We start from the raw sequence: 15,797 nt of genomic DNA, 5'->3' as shown, positions 1-15,797 counted from the left end.
GGGTCAGGCGGACAGCGAGGTGAGGAAGCCGGCGGCACCGGCGGCGGTGCGGTAGTGGTGCGAGGGCAGGCCCAGGGCGCGGGCGGCGGTGATGACGGCCGGCTGGTCGTCGAGCACCACTAGGCGGTCCAGGGGCACCTGGTGGGCCCGGGCGATGGCGGCGAAGAAGGCCGCTTCGGGTTTCGCGGTGCCCATCTCGTACGAGCAGTGCACCGCGGCGAAGACCTCCAGCTGGTCGCGGTAGAGCTCGCGCCAGCGTCCGGCGTGCACGGTGTTGGTGTTGGACATCGCGACCGGCAGCAGCCGCTCGCGGTTAAGGCCCCGGAGTACGGCGATCAGGTCGTGGTGGGCCGTGCCGTAGATGCTGTTCCAGCCCTCGGCCAGCTTCTCGTCGCTCAGTTCGACGCCGAGCAGGGCGCGCAGGTGGGCGAAGTAGCCGTCCGGGGTGATGCGACCGCGCTCGAAGAGGTCGAACGGGGCGTCGATCCGGAAGCGCTGCACCAGCGTGGCGGGATCGGCGCTCGCGGAGCGGGCCCAGTGGTTGATGGCGCGGTGGAAGTCGTAGTCGAAGGTGACGCCGCCGAGGTCGACGGCAACGACGCGATCGCTCATGCGGGACTCTCCTCGGGCTCGAGACGGGCGGTGTAGTGGTCGGCGATCGCCGAGCGGCGGACTTTGCCGGTCGGGGTGAGCAGGCCGAGCGCGGGCCAGGAGTCGCCGACGATGCGGATGGCACCGATGTCCGTCCACGGCAGTCGGCCCGTGCGGCGGGCGGTGCGAAGGATGTTGAGCAGGGCCCGTTCCGCGGCCGTGAGGCGCTCGGGAGCCCAGGTGGCCGCCTCCGGGATGCTGACCATCGCGGTGGCCGACGGCTGGCCGTGCCCGATCAGGCAGGCGGCGGCCACGCCCGGCTGCGCGGCCAGATACGCCTCGACCGGCTCGGGGACGATGAGCCGGCCCCGGCTGGTCTTGAGGGTCGCCGCGATCCGCCCCTCCAGCCGCACGCCCCCGCCGGGCAGCCGCGTGGCCCGGTCACCGGTGTGCACCCACCCATCAGGCGCGACGACGGGGCGGGTTCGGGGCCAGGCGGTGACGTAGCGGGCCACGTAGGGGCTGCGCAGCAGCAGCTCCCCGCCCGTATCGACCCGGGCCTCGACGCCCGGCACCGGTTCGCCGAGCACGCCGCTGCCGTCCTCGGGCAGGTGATGCCACGCCGGGACGGATGTCTCCGTCATCCCGTAGGCGCCCGCGACGGGCACGCCCAGGGCCTGGAAGCGCGCGGCCACTTCCGGCGGCAGGGCCGCGGCCCCGTTGACGACCAGGGCCACCTCGCGAAGGGCTCCGCGCACCGCGCCCTCGCGCTCCGCGGCGTCCACGAGCGCCGACAGCGTGTGCGGTACGCCCAGCAGGACCGACGGCCGTACTGCGGCGACGGTCTCGGCGAACCGGCCGGGCGTGGTGGTGTGGATGGTGGTGCCGTACAGGCACATCAGGTAGTGGCCCATGATGCGCTGGGCGATGTGGGAGACCGGCAGGCAGGCGATGGTCGAGACGGGGTTGCGGGCGGCGGCTGGCCACAGCGAGCACCAGGCACCGATGCCCTCGGCCAGCGCCCGGCGGCCCAGCAGGACGAGTTTCGGGGTCCCGGTGCTGCCGGAGGTGGCCACCACGCACGCGCCGCTCGGTTCGGGCAGCCTGCTGACCGTACGGGCCGTCAGGTCGTGTCCGCCGTAGCGGGCGTCGGCCGGCCAGGTGGTCTGCGGCCAGTAGGCGGCCCCGGCCCGGTCGGCGGCTGCGGCGATCCGCTCGTCCGCGGCCGCATCCAGCACGCACGCCGGCCGCATCACCGCCAGGATCGCGTCCAGCTCGGCGGCGGTGGCGTGCTCCGGCAGGCTGACGGGCACGGCCCCGGCCAGAAGCGCGGCCAGATCGGCGGCGTGGAAGAGCGGGCCCGCCCCCGGGGTGTGCAGGGCGACGCTCCGGCCCGGCACAGTGCCGCGGGCATAGAGGCGGTTGGCCAGCAGCACGGCGGCGGTCAGCAGCTCCTCGCGGCTGACGCGCTCTCCAGTGGCGGAGACGACGGCGCAGCGCGTGGGGTCGGCGGTGACATGGGCATCGAAGGCGCGCAGCATCACAGGTCCTTGGGACAGTCGCCGGTGAGCAGGTAGCGGCCGGCACGCTGCGCGGCCGCCGGGCCCAGGAGGGCGTGCTGCGCCATGACGTCGAGGTCGCGCATCGGGGCCGCGAGGCCACCGGCCTCGTATACCCCGGCTGATCCGGAGGCCTGGAACAGGCGGTGGGCGCAGACGCGGGCGGCGTCCGCGGCCTCGCAGGCAGCCAGCCGCAGCGCTGCCCGCAACCGCCCGTCCACGCGCCCGTGGTGGGCGGCCTCCCACGCCTGGGTGGCAGTGTGGGTGAGGTAGGTGTCGGCGGACTCGAGGCGGCCCTGGGCCCGGGCGGCGGCCTCGTGCACGTGACCTTGCTGGCCCAGCACCCCGGCGGCACCGCGGGGGCGGTGCCGTCCGGCGACCTGGGCGAAGCGGTCGACGGCGGCGTGGGCCGCGCCGACAGCGGCCGCGGCCAGTGCGGCGGCCATCAGCCCGTAGCGGGGGAAGGCCGACAGCGGATCGTCCCCCTCGGTGGGGGCGTTCGTGGTGAGGTCGACCAGGTGCTCGGCCGGAACGTGGAGGCGCCGGGTGTGCACGGTGACGCTGTCGGTGGCCTGCAGCCCGTGGGCCCGCCAGTCGTCCTCGACCTCCACCGCCTCGCGCGGCACGGCGCACCACCTCACCTCGCCGTCGGCGCCGAGCCGGGCGGCGAGGAAGCACAGGTGGAGGCGACGGGCGCCGGTGACCAGCGGCCACCGGCCCGACAGCTGGTACCCGCCGCCCGGCGCGGCCTCGGCGATCCCCGCCGGATGGGAGGAGCCGCCCAGGAACGGCACCTGTCCCGCTGCCGCGGCGGACAGCAGGGCACGAGCGGCGTCGTGCGGGAGCAGGGCGGCGAACAGGCCGGCGGGCCCGGTGATGGCCGCGACCCAGCCGGCGGAAGCATCCGCGGCCGCGAGCTCGGTGATGGCGGCCAGCAGACCGGGGACAGGCAGCGGCGTGCCGCCGAGCGAGGCGGGCAGGCAGGCGCCGGCCAGGCCGGAGTGCTGCAGCTCCCGCCACACCGCCGGGTGCAGTCGGCGGTGCTCCTGCCCGTACGCGCGGTGCACCCGGGCGACGTCGGCGGGCTCGAGGCTGTCAACGGTGGTCGTCATGACGGGGCGTCTCCTTCGGGGGTCATCAGCAGGCGTGAGAGGTCGTCGGCCAGCTCACCGGCGAGGAAGCCGGGGCCGTGCCGGGTGCGGGAGGCAAGGGCGGCGGCCTGCATCAGGTGGCAGCCGGCCTCCGCAGCCGCCGGGGCCGGTAGGCCACGGGCGAGCAAGGCGCCGACAGCGCCGGCCAGGACGTCGCCGGTGCCGGATTTCGTCAGCTCCGCCGTGCCCGGCCCGTCACGGATCACGACCGCACGGCCGGGGGCACCGATGTGGTCACTGGGTCCCTTGACCACGACCACCGCGCCCAGGCGGTCGGCGAGTTCGGTCGGACTGTGGAAGCCGGCCAGGGCGTGGGCCTCGCGGCAGCTGAGCAGGACCACCTCCGGGCGCAGGGCGTCCAGGCGTTCGAGGCCGGCCGCGCCGCCGCCGAGGTTGCCGTCGACGACCAGCCCGCACCCCTCCGGCAGGCGGCGGCGCGTCCTGGTGAGCGCGGCCAGGAGCGTCTCGGGCTGCGGATGTCCGCCCATGCCGGGGCTCAGCACGGTCACGACCCGGCCCGCAGCCCCGGCGCGGCACCGGCGGCCGAGCTCGGCGACGGACTGCTCCCACCCCTCGGCCGCGAGCGCCGCGTTCAGGTCCTCCTCACCAGCGCAACGGGCGTGGCAGTGCAGAAGAACCGGCCCGCCGAGCACCGCAGTGGAGCCGGGGACGACCAGGCGCACGTCGTCCACCGCGCACCGCAACGCCGCCAGCGCCGCCAGGAGCGGCGGCCCGGCGTAGCGCCGGGACCCGCCCACCACGACCACCTGACCCGCGTCACCCTTCCCCACCCGAGGAGCGGCTCCACCGGTCAGACCGGCCAGAAGGCCCGCCAGCGCCTGCGCGCTGGCACCGTGTTCATGCGCCCCCGGGCCGCCGCGCACCCATCCGTTCGCCCCCCGATCACCGTCCGTGGCCAGTAGGCTGACGCCCACGCTGAGGCCCCGCGCGGCCGGCGAACCAGCCCCCGCGCGCCCAGCGTTCTGGCCGCCCGCTGCCGCCTGGAGACCGCGATGACCTCCCCCAGCTGGAACTCCCTCACCGAACGACTGCTGTGCCGTGAAGACCTGACGGCCGAGGACACCGCGTGGGTCATGCGGCAGGTCATCACCGACCGCGCACCCGAGGCGTCCCTCGCCGGATTCCTCATCGCACTGCGCGCCAAAGGCGAGAGCGCCGAGGAGATCGCCGGACTGGCCGACGCCCTCCTCGCCGACGCCAGCCCCCTGCTCCTGGACCTGGACACCGTCGACGTGGTCGGTACCGGCGGGGACCAGGCTCACACCGTCAACATCTCCACGATGGCCGCCATCACCGTCGCCGGCGCCGGCATCCCCGTCGCCAAGCACGGCGGACGCTCCGTCAGCTCCAAGTCGGGCTCGGCCGACGTCCTCGAGGCCCTCGGCATCCCCCTGGACCTCCCGCCCGAGGCCGTCCTGCGCTGCGTCACCGAAGCCGGCATCGGCTACCTGTTCGCCCCCCGCTTCCACACCGGCCTGAAGTACGCCGCCCCCGTACGCCGCAGCCTCGGCGTACCCACGGCCTTCAACTACGTCGCCCCGCTGGTCAACCCCGCCCGCCCCCGGGCCGGATGCGTGGGCTGCGCCAACCCCCGACTCGCTCCCGTCCTGGCCCAGGTGCTCGCGCAGCGCGGCTGCTCGGCCCTCGTCGTGCGCGGCGAGGACGGGCTCGACGAGATCTCCACCGCCGCCCCCACGCGCATCTGGACCGTCTCCCGCAAGGAAGTGCGCGAACAGCTCCTCGACACCACCGACCTGGGGCTGCCCCGCTCCCAGCCCGGCGACCTGCGCGGAGGCGACGCCACGTTCAACGCGGCCGCCATCCACCGCTTCCTCGACGGCGAGCGCGGCCCCGTCCGTGACGCGGTCCTCATCAACGCCGCGGCCGCGATCGCCGCTCACCGCGGACTCGACGGTGACCTGCACCGTCTCCTGGCCCACGGGCTCACCGAGGCTGCCCAGGCCGTGGACTCCGGCGCGGCCAAGGCCACCCTCGAACGCTGGGTGACCACCGCAGCCTCCGCCCGCAACACCGGCGACTGACCGCCCGCGGCCGTTCACGACGCGCTCCACCACGGCGCAGCCGGGCGGGTGGCCAGCAGCGGCCACGTCGCCGCCGCACCCCAGACCGCCCGCCACCGCTGCTCCAGCGACCCCTCGAACAGCGGCTCCACCGTATGCACCGGCTCCACCGCCGACGGCACGCCGAGCGCCGGCAGCTCCTCCTCCACCGTCCGCCTCGCCCGGGTCAGCGCGCAGCGCCCGCTCTCCAGACGTCGCATCACGGCGGGGATCAACCGCCGGCGGGCAGCGGGGGAGCACAGGACCCCCATTTCCCGCACCACGTCGGCACCGTCATTGGCGGTGTGCACCATCGTCAGCGCCCGGTTCGGACTGCCCGTCACCTCCCGCAGCGAGCCCGCCGACCGGGCGAGCGGGTCGTTCGAGCCCTTCAACGACGTCAGGCGCCGGGCCACGCCCTTCTCGCCCGGCCGGTCGTCGGCATACAGCACCAGCAGGCTGGGCCCGAGACCGGCCACCGCGTCCAGCAGCCACAGCCGCTCCCGCGTCGCCCTCGCCAGCTCGTACGCCCACAGACTCCGCACGCCCCGCCAGTCCAGACGCACGACCTCCGTGCCCACCGCGCGGAACCCGGCCGCCCGCACCGCGGCCAGGACCGCCCGCGCCTTCCCCGCAGCGAAGCAATCCGGGCGCACCCACAGCAGCCCCACTTGCTCCGCGAAGCGGTACGCCCCCTCCGTGCCGCCGGCCATCGACAGCTCGGCCCACACCTCCCGCAGGTACGCATCCCCCCGCAGAACCTCCGCCTTGCCGGCCTTGGCGGTCAGCCGCTCCCACGCCGAAGGACCCCCCAGGTCTCCGGCCGCAGTCGGTTCCGCTCCGGGCAGAGATAACGCCATCGTCGGCCTCCCGGTACACCTGTCAGCGACGGGCCCTCCGCCGCGGACAAGCACCAGCACACCGCCGGCGAAGTCCCCATGGGGGCCGCGATGGCGTGAACTCCGAGGACCTCGGCGCCTGACTGTGAAAGCCGTGAAACGGCCGTAGAACACGGCCCTTCAGCGTGATGCTGCTCCTGCACCGTCGGCCCGGAGACGAAGGCCGCAGCGTTCCGGTGGACCCGTGTCCGCCGCGGCCGCACGGCTGCGGGCAGCAGCGGGCGGTGCACGCCTAGGCCACGACGTGGCGGTGATGCACGCTACTCGCGTGAGCCGACCGTGCTCAGCGGAGGTCGCCGTGCCTGCAACCCAGCCCAACCAGGAACTGGCCGCCGCCCTGGCGCATGCAGACTGGGAGCCGTGCGATCTGGTCCGCGAGATCAACCACCTCCTCGCCGTCGACGGCCACCGCATCGCCCTCCACCGCACCACCGCCTACTCGTGGGTCCGGCAGGGCCGCACCCCTCAGCACCTGGCCGTCCGCCGCGCCGCCGCCGCCGTCCTCACCCGCGCCACCGGCACCCTCTACACCCCCCAACGCCTGTGGCCACATGCCCTGGACACCGACCTCGCCACCCCCGACGACACGGCCTGCGATGAACTCTCCGGCCCCCTCACCCTGCCCACCGTCCTGGGAACCGCCACCCAATGGACCGAACGCGGCCCCCGGTACAGCGCCGTCCAGCCCGCTGCCGCCCACGTCGTACTGACCGCCGCACTCGACGCCGCCCGCCTCCCCCTGGCCGGACACCTCCCGCGCCCGGTCCACGGAGAACGGGTCGTGCCTCCCATGACCGACCACATCGAGGCCAACCTCGCTGCGCTGCGCCGCCTCGACGACAAATCCGGCGGCACCGCCGTCGCCCAGCGATGGGTCCGTCACCACCTGGCCGACGTCCTCGAACTCATCCGCCACGCCCGCTACACCGACACGATCGGCCACCGCCTCCTGCGCGCCGCCGCAGGCCTCGCCCAACTCCACGGCTGGATGGCCTTCGACGCCAACGCCCCCGGCCCCGCCCAACGCTTCCACCTGATCGCCCTGCGCCTGGCCCGCGCCTGCGACGCCCACGACATCGTCGCCAACAACCTGGGCATGCTCGCCTACCAGTGCGCCGCCCACGGAAGCCCCGCCCACGCCATCCGCCTGGCCACCGCCGCCACCGAAGCCGCCCAGCACTGCGGGCTCGCCGTGCGCGCCAGGGCCCACGGCCGCCTGGCCACCGCCTACGCCGCCGCCGGCGACCTCTACGCCCACCATCACGCCGCGGACACCACGCGATCCCTCCTCGACCACGCGCCTGACGGGTCCGTCCCCGCCGACATCTACTACTTCACCCCCCGTCAGTGCGACGCCGAGAACGGCCACGCCAACGTCCTCCTCGCCGCCACCCACCCCGCCCACGCGCCCAAGCTCGTGACACGGGCCGCCGAACTCCTCTCCCCTCTGGCGCTGAACGCCTCCGGGTACCAGCGCTCCGCCTTCCTGCACGGCATCCACCTCGCCCAGGCCCACCTGATCGCCCGGGACCGTGAAGCATGCGCGTCCATCCTGGACGCGCTCACCCCGCTCGTAGCCGGTGTGCCCTCGCCCCGATGCCGGGCCATGCTGCGCAAGCTGCGGGTCGCCGAAGCCCGCCGTCTGCCGCCCACTACGCGCGAAGCCATCGATGCGGCACTCTCAGCACCATGACCTCCCACACCCAACCACCGGCCCTTTCGCTGCTGCCCTGCCCCTACACCCACCCCTGCGCCCGCGCCCTGCTCGAGGACCTGCACAGCGAGCAGCTCGCCCTCTACGGATTCGCCGACCACTTCACCGATACTCCGGCCGCTGAATTCGATCCGCCGCACGGGACCTTCGTCGTCGCCTACCGGGACGGCGACGCCATAGCCTGCGGGGGCTGCCGGCGCTACGACGCCCGCACCGCGGAGATCAAGCGCATGTACGTCCTCCCCGAGGCGCGTGGGCACGGAGTCGGCCGGGCCATCCTCCGCTACCTGGAACACCACGCCCTCGACGTCGGCGCCACCGCCATGCTCCTCGAGACCGGCAGAGACAACCGCAGCGCGCTCGCGCTCTACGCCGCCGAGGGGTACACCCCGATCCCGCCGTACACCCCCGGCAGAAACCCCTCCATCAACCGCGCGTTGCACAAGCAGCTCGTCCGTCGGCAGCCATCAACGCCGACGTGACCCACCATCACCAGCCCAAGGAACATGAACCGTGATTGTGTGGATCAACGGACCCTTCGGCGGGGGCAAGACCACGACGGCCCGCCTCCTGCACCAGGCCGTGGACGGGAGCCTGATCTACGACCCTGAGGAGGTCGGCTCCATGCTCCGCCGGATCCTCCCCGGGCGGGAACGGGACTTCCAGGACCTGCCGCCGTGGCGCTCCCTGACCGCAGCCACGGCCATCCAGCTCCACGCCTACAACCAAGAACGCCCCGTCATCGCCCCCATGACCCTTCTCAACCAGGCCTACGCCCATGAAATCTTCGACCGCGTCCAGGCCGCCGGCATCCGCCTCCACCACCTGCTCCTGCACGCGGACACCGCCACCGTGTCCCGGCGCATCGAACGCAGCATGGAATTCCCCGACGACGCAGAGCGCAGCGAGCAGGTACGCGCGTTCCGGCAGCGCAAGCTCCCCGCCTACACCGAGGCGTACACCAGCTGGCTTCCCCGCAAGTCCGCGGTCGTCGACACCACCGAGCTGACACCCGAGCAGGTGGCCGAACGGGCGCTGGAGATCGTGTCCAGTTCGGGATGAGGAACTGGACGGAGGAGGCAGCCCGCCCGGGCAGTCGTTCAGGCCAGGTCGCCCAGCGCCGCGGCCGCGACGTAGGTGTCCCGGACTCCGGCAGCATCGCCGAGACGGTGCCGCTCCAGGCGGATGGCCCCCAGGTGCCACACTTCATAGATCCGCGACCGCCAAGCCGCAGCGGGGGAGCGGTCGAGGGCTCCGTACCCCTCCCAGAACGCCTGCCGCTCCTCGGACCGCCGGGCCAGATGGATCGGCCGGTCCGCCGCCGGATCTCCCCAGACGACGCGGTCCAGGCCGAGCACTCCGGTGATGGCGGGCACCGGGGCAGCGCCGAGCATGATGTTGCCGGTCCACAGGCCGCCGGAAAGTAGACGCGGTTCCGTGATGTCGTCCAGGACGTCGCGCTCGGCGACGGCCGCACCGACGGCCCTGTGCAGATCCGAGACATCCAGACCGACGCCGTCGAGGTCGGCGATGAGGTCCTCCAGGAGCGCGATCACCGTCTGGCCCCACGTGACGTAGGCAGGTCCGCCAACGGGTCCGAAGTGCGGGCCGTGCACCCCGTGCAGCTCCCTGGTGATCTCGCCCAGCTGCCGGAAGAACTCCGACCACACAGAACGGGGGTACTCCCGGAGGCGGTCCCGTGCAGGGACGCCGTCCAGCAAGCTCTGCAGCATGAAGTCCCGGCCGATCACCTCGTGCGACCAGTCCACTGCGAGCACCCGCGGCATCATCGGGGAGATCCGGCTCAGCCAGGGCAGGGCCGCGAACTCACGCCGCATCAGCTCCCGCTCGGAACGGGCCTGCCTCGCCGGACACGGCGCAACCCGCAGGATCACCGGCCGGTCCGCGCTGGCCACGGTCACGCGGAAGGTGCTGGTGGTACCGCCGTCCAGCTCTACAGCCGAAAGGACCCGAGTGCCCGGGCCCAGCGCCCGCGCGCACATCTGCTGTACCTGCTCGGCACTCACCGCCTCCTGGAACGAGCCGGCACTGCGGACAACGGGCTGGAACACCATGCCAGTCGAGGCGAACATCGCCATGACCTCGCCCTCTGGAGACCTCGAGTTCGTCGTCGCTCGCGCTGAGACGAGCTCCCCCATGCTCTCGCCAACGAGACCCGCTGGCGTGTGTAACGCCCATAAGGCCACGGCAGCCGGGCCGCGTACCCGTTCCGGCGTCCTCGACGTCTTTACGCCGTAAATTCGCCAGCCGCGGACGGACGACGCCCCACCACCGTGGCCGATGGGTGAGAATGCGGAAGACCACCGCGCTGCTGGCCGTAGACCAAGGGGGAATCCGTGCTGGAGCGGTACGCCATCGACGACGGTCACCATGTACCCGAGATCGTCATCAGCGAAGACACATCAGCCGCTGCCGGGACGGCCCGCTACGCCGCCCGCTGCTCGTGCGGGCACGTCTCGCACAGCCCCGACGGAAGCCCGGAGGCGGCACTCGCCGCCCACTGCGCCCACGTCAATACCCGGCTGGGCCCCACCCACGTCGGCCTTCGCACGGCGCTGCTGTTCGTCGGCTGCATGGCAGTGTGGGCGGCCGTGCTGACGGGGTCCGTCCAGCTCGCCCACGGTCTGGAGCTGTCGCACACCGCCATCAAGGTGGCCACAGCATGCGGCACCCTGCTCGGAGCGGCAGGAGCCTTCGGGCTAATGGTCGCCTGCCGCCGGTTCATCGCCCCGACTCGAGCCTGACCTCAGCCTTTTCGAACTCCCCGCAGCCCGTCACCTACCCGACAGTGCGGCGTTCTCCAGATGATCCGATCTCTGGAGGACCGATGCGCATCTCTGCCCGATGGGCCGCGCCCCTGGCCGCGCTGCTCCTTGTGTCCGCCACGGCGTCAGCCACCCCTGCGTCGGCTGACGGGCGGACACGGCGCGGCGTGGACGGCTGCTTCGCCTGGAGCTGGACCCCCGGGTTCGCGGTGACGAACTTCTACTACTCGAACCGCTGTAGGAAGGCGCACAGGATCAGAATCAACTGGGGCTCCAATGTGGAGGCGCCCGAGACGATCCGGGTGAAGGGGGAGACCAAGGGGTCGACCTGGAGCACCCTCAGCAACGGGGTGCGCTCTGTCGAAGACCTCGGCCCGGTGCGGTAACAGGTCGCAGCCGGAGCAACGGCCGCGAGCCCCTTGCTGACCTCCTGTGGTCCGCTGGAACGCCGGGGAGCTGTTCAGCAAGGAGCGGCTGGCGAGCGGCTAGACCTACACCTGCTTGAGCATGCGCATCTGTTGCCGTTCGAGCCTCCTTGTGCGGACGTCGGTGCGGTCGTCCGGGGCTGGTCCGCAGTCCCAGTCGATCTGCATGTCCACCAGGCGCGTGAGGCTTTGCGCGGAGCGCTGCAGATCTCTGATGAAGCGGTTGAGGATCCGGGGGTCGTGGACGTCGAAGTACCCGCCGCGATCTCCGGTGAAGCCTGCCTCGTCTTCCGAGACTCGCAGGGCACCGGTGCTTCCTGAACAGTGGTCATGAAGATGGTCTCGGCAGATTCCCGGGCCCGCTGCAGCAGACGGAACCCGTCTGGCCTCGTAGACCGTGACCTGGCGCGTCGTTCCAACCTGCCGCAACGGCCCGGCGAGAAGCAGGCCGAGCGTGGCGTCCCCCGAGCAGGAGACGAGCGTCGTCAGAATGCCGCATATGAACGACATCATCACGATGAGTGCTGATGACCTGGGCATTCACGGGAACAGCGACCGCATCTACGAAGCGCTGATCGACCGGGAAGGAGACCGCCGGACGGGTTCCTGCGTCCTGGGCGTGGACGAGATCTGGGACTACGGCGGCGTCACCGACGGATGGCTCCTCCACATCCGGGATCACCTGGCACCTCACGGAATCCGCTACGACCTTGATACCGACACGGCGGTGCTCCCCGCAGCGTTGACGGCCCATCAGGCCCGGCAGGCCTGCGCCGATGTGGTGGCCGGCTTCGAGTCGTGGATCGACCAGGTGGTAGACGAGGTGCGATCGGGCAAGGCCGACCCCGAAGAGTGGGACGCCCGCAGCGAGGACGATTCCGGCGCGCGCTGGGTCCGCTGGAACCCCTCGTAAAGGAGCTCTCGTACGGACGCCGAGGAACCCCTTACGGGTGACCTCGACCTTGTCCATGCCCAGGCAGGGGTAGAGCAGGCACGTGATCTCAGCATTTCGCCGACGGCCAGGCCGGGCCGTCCAGTCCCGCCCCCGCGCGGCTCTCGCCACCTCACTGCTCCTGGGCGCCCTGGCCGGCTGCTCCGGTGCGCACGACGGTCCGTTCGCCGGCGACGCCAAGGCGGCCGCCATCGACGCCGCTGCCAAGCCAGGGACGGCGATGTCGGCCCTGACGGGCCTGCCGGTGAAGCGGGCCGCCTCGAAGGCCGGCTACGACCGGGTCCGGGATTTCGGCCCGCCGTGGTCCGACGACACAAGCGCTCCGGGTTCCCATAATCACTGCGACACCCGCAACGACATCCTGCACCGGGATCTGAGGAACCCGGTGCTCCAGGCGGGGTCGAAGTGCGTCATCGCGTCGGGGACGTTGGACGATCCGTATACCGGCAAGGTGATCCGCTTTCAGCGCGGGAGGCAGTCGTCCGCGGTGCAGATCGACCATCTTGTCGCGCTGTCGGACGGGTGGCGGACCGGGGCGCAGCAGCTGACGCAGGACCAGCGCGAGGCGATGGCCAATGACCCGCTCAACCTCCTCGCTGTGGATGGCCCGACGAACCAGGCCAAGGGCGACCGGGACGCCTCCGAGTGGCTCCCCCCGCGGAAGGCGTTCGACTGCTCGTACGTCGCCCGGCAGATCGCCGTGAAGCGGCAGTACCGGCTGTGGGTCACTCCGGCTGAGAACGAGGCGATGAAGAGGGTCTTGGCCTCTTGCCCTGCTCAGCCCCTGCCGACCGAGGACTCGCCCGGAGTGGCACTGAGGCCGTAGACGCCGCAGCGCAACGCGCCGGGCAGGGCGGGATGCGCCTGCCCGGCGCGTCGGCGTGCCCGCCCTGAGCAGAGGAATTCCCCGTACGGGAATGGCGTTTCACCCACCCTTCGTGACTGAAGTGCGGTAGATTTGTCTTGTTGGAAGGTTCGTGGCAGACCTCCGGCACCGGAAGCACGCACACCACCGAAGGGGACACCCATGTCTCAGGTCGCAACCAAGGTCGACAACGAAAAGACCACCAAGAGCGAAAAGCCAACCGCGCATTTCACGGCGCCGCACGCGGAACTCACCGCCGCCATGAACATCGCCGAATTCGGCGTGCCGGTGGGACCGAACTCCGGCATTCAGGAAGGCGTGCTGGTGGAATCCACCCGTAACCACGTCACCCTGAGCACGTTCGACTTCTGGACTGCCACCGAAGTCACGCTGCCCGCCGACACCCCGGTCGCGAAGGGCCGGTCGCTCCTGGACTTCGCAGAACTCCGGAAAGCGATCGCAGCGGTTGCCGCCGGGGAGACCAAGACGGCCGCTGCCCGTATCCAGGTCTCCCTCGCGGGCGACCTGCTGTCGACCCCGGACATGGCCGTACCGGTCACCACGCACGACCTGCAGGCGTTCGTCCTGCCGCCGGAGCCAGTCCCCGCGATCGTGACGGTCGACGCCCGCACCCTGCTGGCCCAGCTGGAGCGCGTGCTGCCCTGCGCGGGCCGGGACGACACCCTCCCGGCGCTCACCGGCGTCCAGGTGACGCTGGACGGCACGACACTGGCCCTGTCGGCCACCGACAGGTACCGCCTCGCTGTCGCCGAAGTCCCCGCTCAGGCCACCGCACAGCCGCCGGAGAGGCCGCTCACCACGCTCATGCCCGGTGACACACTCCGACGGCTCGCCAAGCGCCTGAAGACCGTCGACGGGCCCGTGGGCATCGGCATCATCGAAGAGACCCCGTCCGCAGTCGCCCGCGCCACCCTGGCGGTGGGCAGCGCCACGGTCACCATGCGGCCGCTCGAAGGCCGGCTGCCGGGGTACGAGACCTTGATCCCCACCGAGGCCGAGACCTCCCTCAACGCCGACCGCGCCGTCCTCGTGCGGGCAGTGAAGAAGGCCGCAGCCCTCATCAAGGCCAAGGGCTTCACGGGCTGCCCCCTCGTTCTCCACTGGGGCGACGACGGCACGCTCACCCTCGCCCCGCGGATCGGCGACCCGGCCGACCAGGACCGCGTCCGCGGCATGGAGATCCCGGCAACGCACCGGCACGGCGAGCCCGGGCACCTCCGCGGCTGCCTCCTCGCCCTGAACCCTGCCCTCCTGCTCGACGCGCTCGGGACGTTCAACAGCGACACGGTCACCCTCCACCTGCAGCCTGCCCAGGACTGCCAGATCACCAAGCCGGTGCTGCTCACCGCCGGAGACGCGATCAAGGGTGACGGCTATCGCCACCTTCTGATGCCCGTACGGCTCGACCTCTCGAAGTAGGCACCCCGGGGCGAGAGAAGACCCTCTCTCGCCCCGTCCACCGTGGCGGGGGCGCCCCGCCACGCCGAGCGAGCGCCCTGGAGACTCCGTGAACACCGCACAGAGCACGCTTCGTACGGCGGGCCCGCCCCCAAACCGGACAGGTCCGGCCGTCAGCCTCGCCCATACGACGATCGACGCCCTTGCCCGTGCCCTCATCACCCTCGCCGATGCTGCGGCGCGCCACTCGCGTGTGCCCAACCCCATGGCGGCTACCCGCGTCGTACTGGCGGGCCTCGCGGATCAGGACGCGAGCGGTGCGGACTTCATTGACCACATCACGTGGTGCCTTGCGGAGATGGGCTTCACATGGCCTGCGGGCCGCTGCGAGAAGTGCGACGCACCATTGACTGACGAGCAAGCAGAAGAGACCGGCCTCTGCACTACTTGCTCACACGAGTGCGTGAGCTAACCCCAGGAAATCACCAGTTCCCTGACGGTGTGATAGCTGTTGGGGAATGTGATTTCTCGGCGATTGGATAGGGGCCAGATAGGGCCCCTATTTCTTTTCCGGGCTGTTTGTTTGGGCTCGTTGTCTGCTTTTGAATATGTGCTGACTTACCGTCAGTTTGACGGTATTTTGGTTGGGGGTTTCGTCGGGGTCTGGGTGGGGGGCCGGTGTCGGGTCCGGGTGGGTTTCGGGGTTTATTGTGGTGCCTCTGGGGTTATTCTTTGGGTGGGGTGGTATTTCCCCTTCGGGGAAATACAGGTGCGGATTGTGTGTGCACGGCTGCGACAGGGTGTCAGGTGTCCGTCAGGGCGTCCGGGAGTCCGACCGGGAATGTGTCCAGTATCCCTTCTGTGTTGTCTGTTGTGCGGGTCCCGAAGGATCCCGCGCCCCCGTCCTCCCCGTTCCGTCCTCCGGGTATCCGTGCCACCCGTCCCCGGGCCCCGGCAGGGGCCCGCCCCACACCCCGTCACTACCCGTCCCCACCAAGGCATACCGGCCCTCAGCCCAGACCCTAGCCACACCCCCGTACTGATACACCCCACCCCGTCCGGCCCCGAAGGGGCCACCCCCCGGACCCCACTCCAACCCACCCCCGAACCCGTGTCCGCCAACGGCGGACACCCCCGTCACCCACCATCCCGTGACATCCCGTCAATTCCCCGAAAGGGGAATCCCTGAAAACATTTCAGAAACCACCGCTAAAACCCACCACCTCGAATTCCCGACAGGGAATTCATACCGCCCCAAAATAACCCCCGAAGGGGGTTATCCTAAACCACCCCGAATTCCCCGAAGGGGAATTCCAGCGGAATTCCGCCGAAAGGCGGAATTCAATAGGAGGCGC

General features: G+C 71.5%; 15 protein-coding genes. 8 read left to right on the top strand and 7 right to left on the bottom strand.

Features of this window, described 5'->3' with window-relative positions; genetic code table 11:
- Positions 1-3: 3 nt before the first annotated feature.
- The 4 genes from ACH4PU_RS30290 to ACH4PU_RS30275 are packed head-to-tail and all read right to left on the bottom strand — an operon-like array spanning position 4 to position 4,092.
- Positions 4-612, bottom strand: coding sequence for an HAD family hydrolase (locus ACH4PU_RS30290; RefSeq protein WP_398279027.1), 609 nt, complete (start codon positions 610-612; stop codon positions 4-6).
- Positions 609-2,132: an AMP-binding protein gene (locus ACH4PU_RS30285; RefSeq protein WP_398279024.1), complete on the bottom strand. Its 1,524-nt coding sequence runs from the start codon at positions 2,130-2,132 to the stop codon at positions 609-611. Before ACH4PU_RS30285 ends, ACH4PU_RS30290 begins: the two co-directional genes overlap by 4 nt.
- Positions 2,132-3,262: an acyl-CoA dehydrogenase family protein gene (locus ACH4PU_RS30280; protein WP_398279021.1), complete on the bottom strand. Its 1,131-nt coding sequence runs from the start codon at positions 3,260-3,262 to the stop codon at positions 2,132-2,134. Before ACH4PU_RS30280 ends, ACH4PU_RS30285 begins: the two co-directional genes overlap by 1 nt.
- Positions 3,259-4,092, bottom strand: coding sequence for an NAD(P)H-hydrate dehydratase (locus tag ACH4PU_RS30275; RefSeq protein ID WP_398279018.1), 834 nt, complete (start codon positions 4,090-4,092; stop codon positions 3,259-3,261). Before ACH4PU_RS30275 ends, ACH4PU_RS30280 begins: the two co-directional genes overlap by 4 nt.
- A gap of 222 nt (positions 4,093-4,314) precedes the next feature.
- Here ACH4PU_RS30275 and trpD point away from each other — a divergent pair, with 222 nt between their 5' ends.
- Complete coding sequence (gene trpD, locus ACH4PU_RS30270) at positions 4,315-5,364, top strand: anthranilate phosphoribosyltransferase (protein WP_398279015.1); 1,050 nt, start codon at positions 4,315-4,317, stop codon at positions 5,362-5,364.
- A 14-nt stretch (positions 5,365-5,378) separates the two neighbouring features.
- On the opposite strand, the gene ACH4PU_RS30265 is transcribed toward trpD, so the two are convergent.
- Positions 5,379-6,242, bottom strand: coding sequence for a hypothetical protein (locus ACH4PU_RS30265; protein WP_398279012.1), 864 nt, complete (start codon positions 6,240-6,242; stop codon positions 5,379-5,381).
- A 337-nt stretch (positions 6,243-6,579) separates the two neighbouring features.
- Here ACH4PU_RS30265 and ACH4PU_RS30260 point away from each other — a divergent pair, with 337 nt between their 5' ends.
- The 3 genes from ACH4PU_RS30260 to ACH4PU_RS30250 are packed head-to-tail and all read left to right on the top strand — an operon-like array spanning position 6,580 to position 9,057.
- The gene (locus ACH4PU_RS30260; protein WP_398279009.1) at positions 6,580-7,974 is read left to right on the top strand and encodes a hypothetical protein; all 1,395 of its coding nucleotides are present in this window, start codon (positions 6,580-6,582) and stop codon (positions 7,972-7,974) included.
- A complete protein-coding gene (locus ACH4PU_RS30255; protein ID WP_398279006.1) occupies positions 7,971-8,477 on the top strand; it encodes a GNAT family N-acetyltransferase in 507 nt (168 codons plus the stop codon). Before ACH4PU_RS30260 ends, ACH4PU_RS30255 begins: the two co-directional genes overlap by 4 nt.
- A gap of 31 nt (positions 8,478-8,508) precedes the next feature.
- On the top strand, positions 8,509-9,057 hold the full coding sequence (locus ACH4PU_RS30250; RefSeq protein ID WP_398279003.1) for an AAA family ATPase: 549 nt from the start codon (positions 8,509-8,511) through the stop codon (positions 9,055-9,057).
- Positions 9,058-9,095: 38 nt separating this feature from the next.
- On the opposite strand, the gene ACH4PU_RS30245 is transcribed toward ACH4PU_RS30250, so the two are convergent.
- Positions 9,096-10,088: a phosphotransferase family protein gene (locus tag ACH4PU_RS30245; protein ID WP_398279000.1), complete on the bottom strand. Its 993-nt coding sequence runs from the start codon at positions 10,086-10,088 to the stop codon at positions 9,096-9,098.
- 264 nt (positions 10,089-10,352) lie between these two features.
- On the opposite strand from ACH4PU_RS30245, the gene ACH4PU_RS30240 reads away from it, so the two are divergent.
- The gene (locus ACH4PU_RS30240; RefSeq protein WP_398278997.1) at positions 10,353-10,760 is read left to right on the top strand and encodes a hypothetical protein; all 408 of its coding nucleotides are present in this window, start codon (positions 10,353-10,355) and stop codon (positions 10,758-10,760) included.
- Positions 10,761-11,272: 512 nt separating this feature from the next.
- On the opposite strand, the gene ACH4PU_RS30235 is transcribed toward ACH4PU_RS30240, so the two are convergent.
- A complete protein-coding gene (locus ACH4PU_RS30235) occupies positions 11,273-11,719 on the bottom strand; it encodes a hypothetical protein (protein ID WP_398278994.1) in 447 nt (148 codons plus the stop codon).
- Here ACH4PU_RS30235 and ACH4PU_RS30230 point away from each other — a divergent pair.
- The 3 genes from ACH4PU_RS30230 to ACH4PU_RS30220 all read left to right on the top strand — a co-directional run bounded on the left by ACH4PU_RS30230 (position 11,706) and on the right by ACH4PU_RS30220 (position 14,463).
- Positions 11,706-12,119 carry a hypothetical protein gene (locus ACH4PU_RS30230; protein WP_398278991.1) on the top strand — a complete coding sequence of 138 codons (414 nt, stop codon included), beginning with the start codon at positions 11,706-11,708 and terminating at the stop codon, positions 12,117-12,119. The two genes, ACH4PU_RS30235 and ACH4PU_RS30230, sit on opposite strands and share 14 nt — an antisense overlap.
- Positions 12,120-12,201: 82 nt before the next feature.
- The gene (locus tag ACH4PU_RS30225; RefSeq protein ID WP_398278988.1) at positions 12,202-12,984 is read left to right on the top strand and encodes an HNH endonuclease family protein; all 783 of its coding nucleotides are present in this window, start codon (positions 12,202-12,204) and stop codon (positions 12,982-12,984) included.
- Positions 12,985-13,185: 201 nt separating this feature from the next.
- A complete protein-coding gene (locus ACH4PU_RS30220) occupies positions 13,186-14,463 on the top strand; it encodes a hypothetical protein (RefSeq protein ID WP_398278985.1) in 1,278 nt (425 codons plus the stop codon).
- The last annotated feature ends 1,334 nt before the right edge of the window (positions 14,464-15,797 follow it).

This window comes from Streptomyces sp. NPDC021100 (assembly GCF_044333095.1).
Lineage (GTDB): Bacteria > Actinomycetota > Actinomycetes > Streptomycetales > Streptomycetaceae > Streptomyces.
Note: the sequence above shows the minus strand (reverse complement) of the source record. Positions and strands in the feature narration are given on the sequence as shown.

Excerpts from the sequence above, each read along its gene's own strand:
- ACH4PU_RS30290 (WP_398279027.1), bottom strand. The coding sequence starts at position 612 with ATGAGCGATCGCGTCGTTGCCGTCGACCTCGGCGGCGTCACCTTCGAC.
- ACH4PU_RS30285 (WP_398279024.1), bottom strand. The coding sequence starts at position 2,132 with ATGCTGCGCGCCTTCGATGCCCATGTCACCGCCGACCCCACGCGCTGC.
- ACH4PU_RS30280 (WP_398279021.1), bottom strand. The coding sequence starts at position 3,262 with ATGACGACCACCGTTGACAGCCTCGAGCCCGCCGACGTCGCCCGGGTG.
- trpD (WP_398279015.1), top strand. The coding sequence starts at position 4,315 with ATGACCTCCCCCAGCTGGAACTCCCTCACCGAACGACTGCTGTGCCGT.
- ACH4PU_RS30265 (WP_398279012.1), bottom strand. The coding sequence starts at position 6,242 with ATGGCGTTATCTCTGCCCGGAGCGGAACCGACTGCGGCCGGAGACCTG.
- ACH4PU_RS30255 (WP_398279006.1), top strand. The coding sequence starts at position 7,971 with ATGACCTCCCACACCCAACCACCGGCCCTTTCGCTGCTGCCCTGCCCC.
- ACH4PU_RS30245 (WP_398279000.1), bottom strand. The coding sequence starts at position 10,088 with ATGTTCGCCTCGACTGGCATGGTGTTCCAGCCCGTTGTCCGCAGTGCC.
- ACH4PU_RS30230 (WP_398278991.1), top strand. The coding sequence starts at position 11,706 with ATGAACGACATCATCACGATGAGTGCTGATGACCTGGGCATTCACGGG.
- ACH4PU_RS30235 (WP_398278994.1), bottom strand. The coding sequence starts at position 11,719 with ATGATGTCGTTCATATGCGGCATTCTGACGACGCTCGTCTCCTGCTCG.
- ACH4PU_RS30220 (WP_398278985.1), top strand. The coding sequence starts at position 13,186 with ATGTCTCAGGTCGCAACCAAGGTCGACAACGAAAAGACCACCAAGAGC.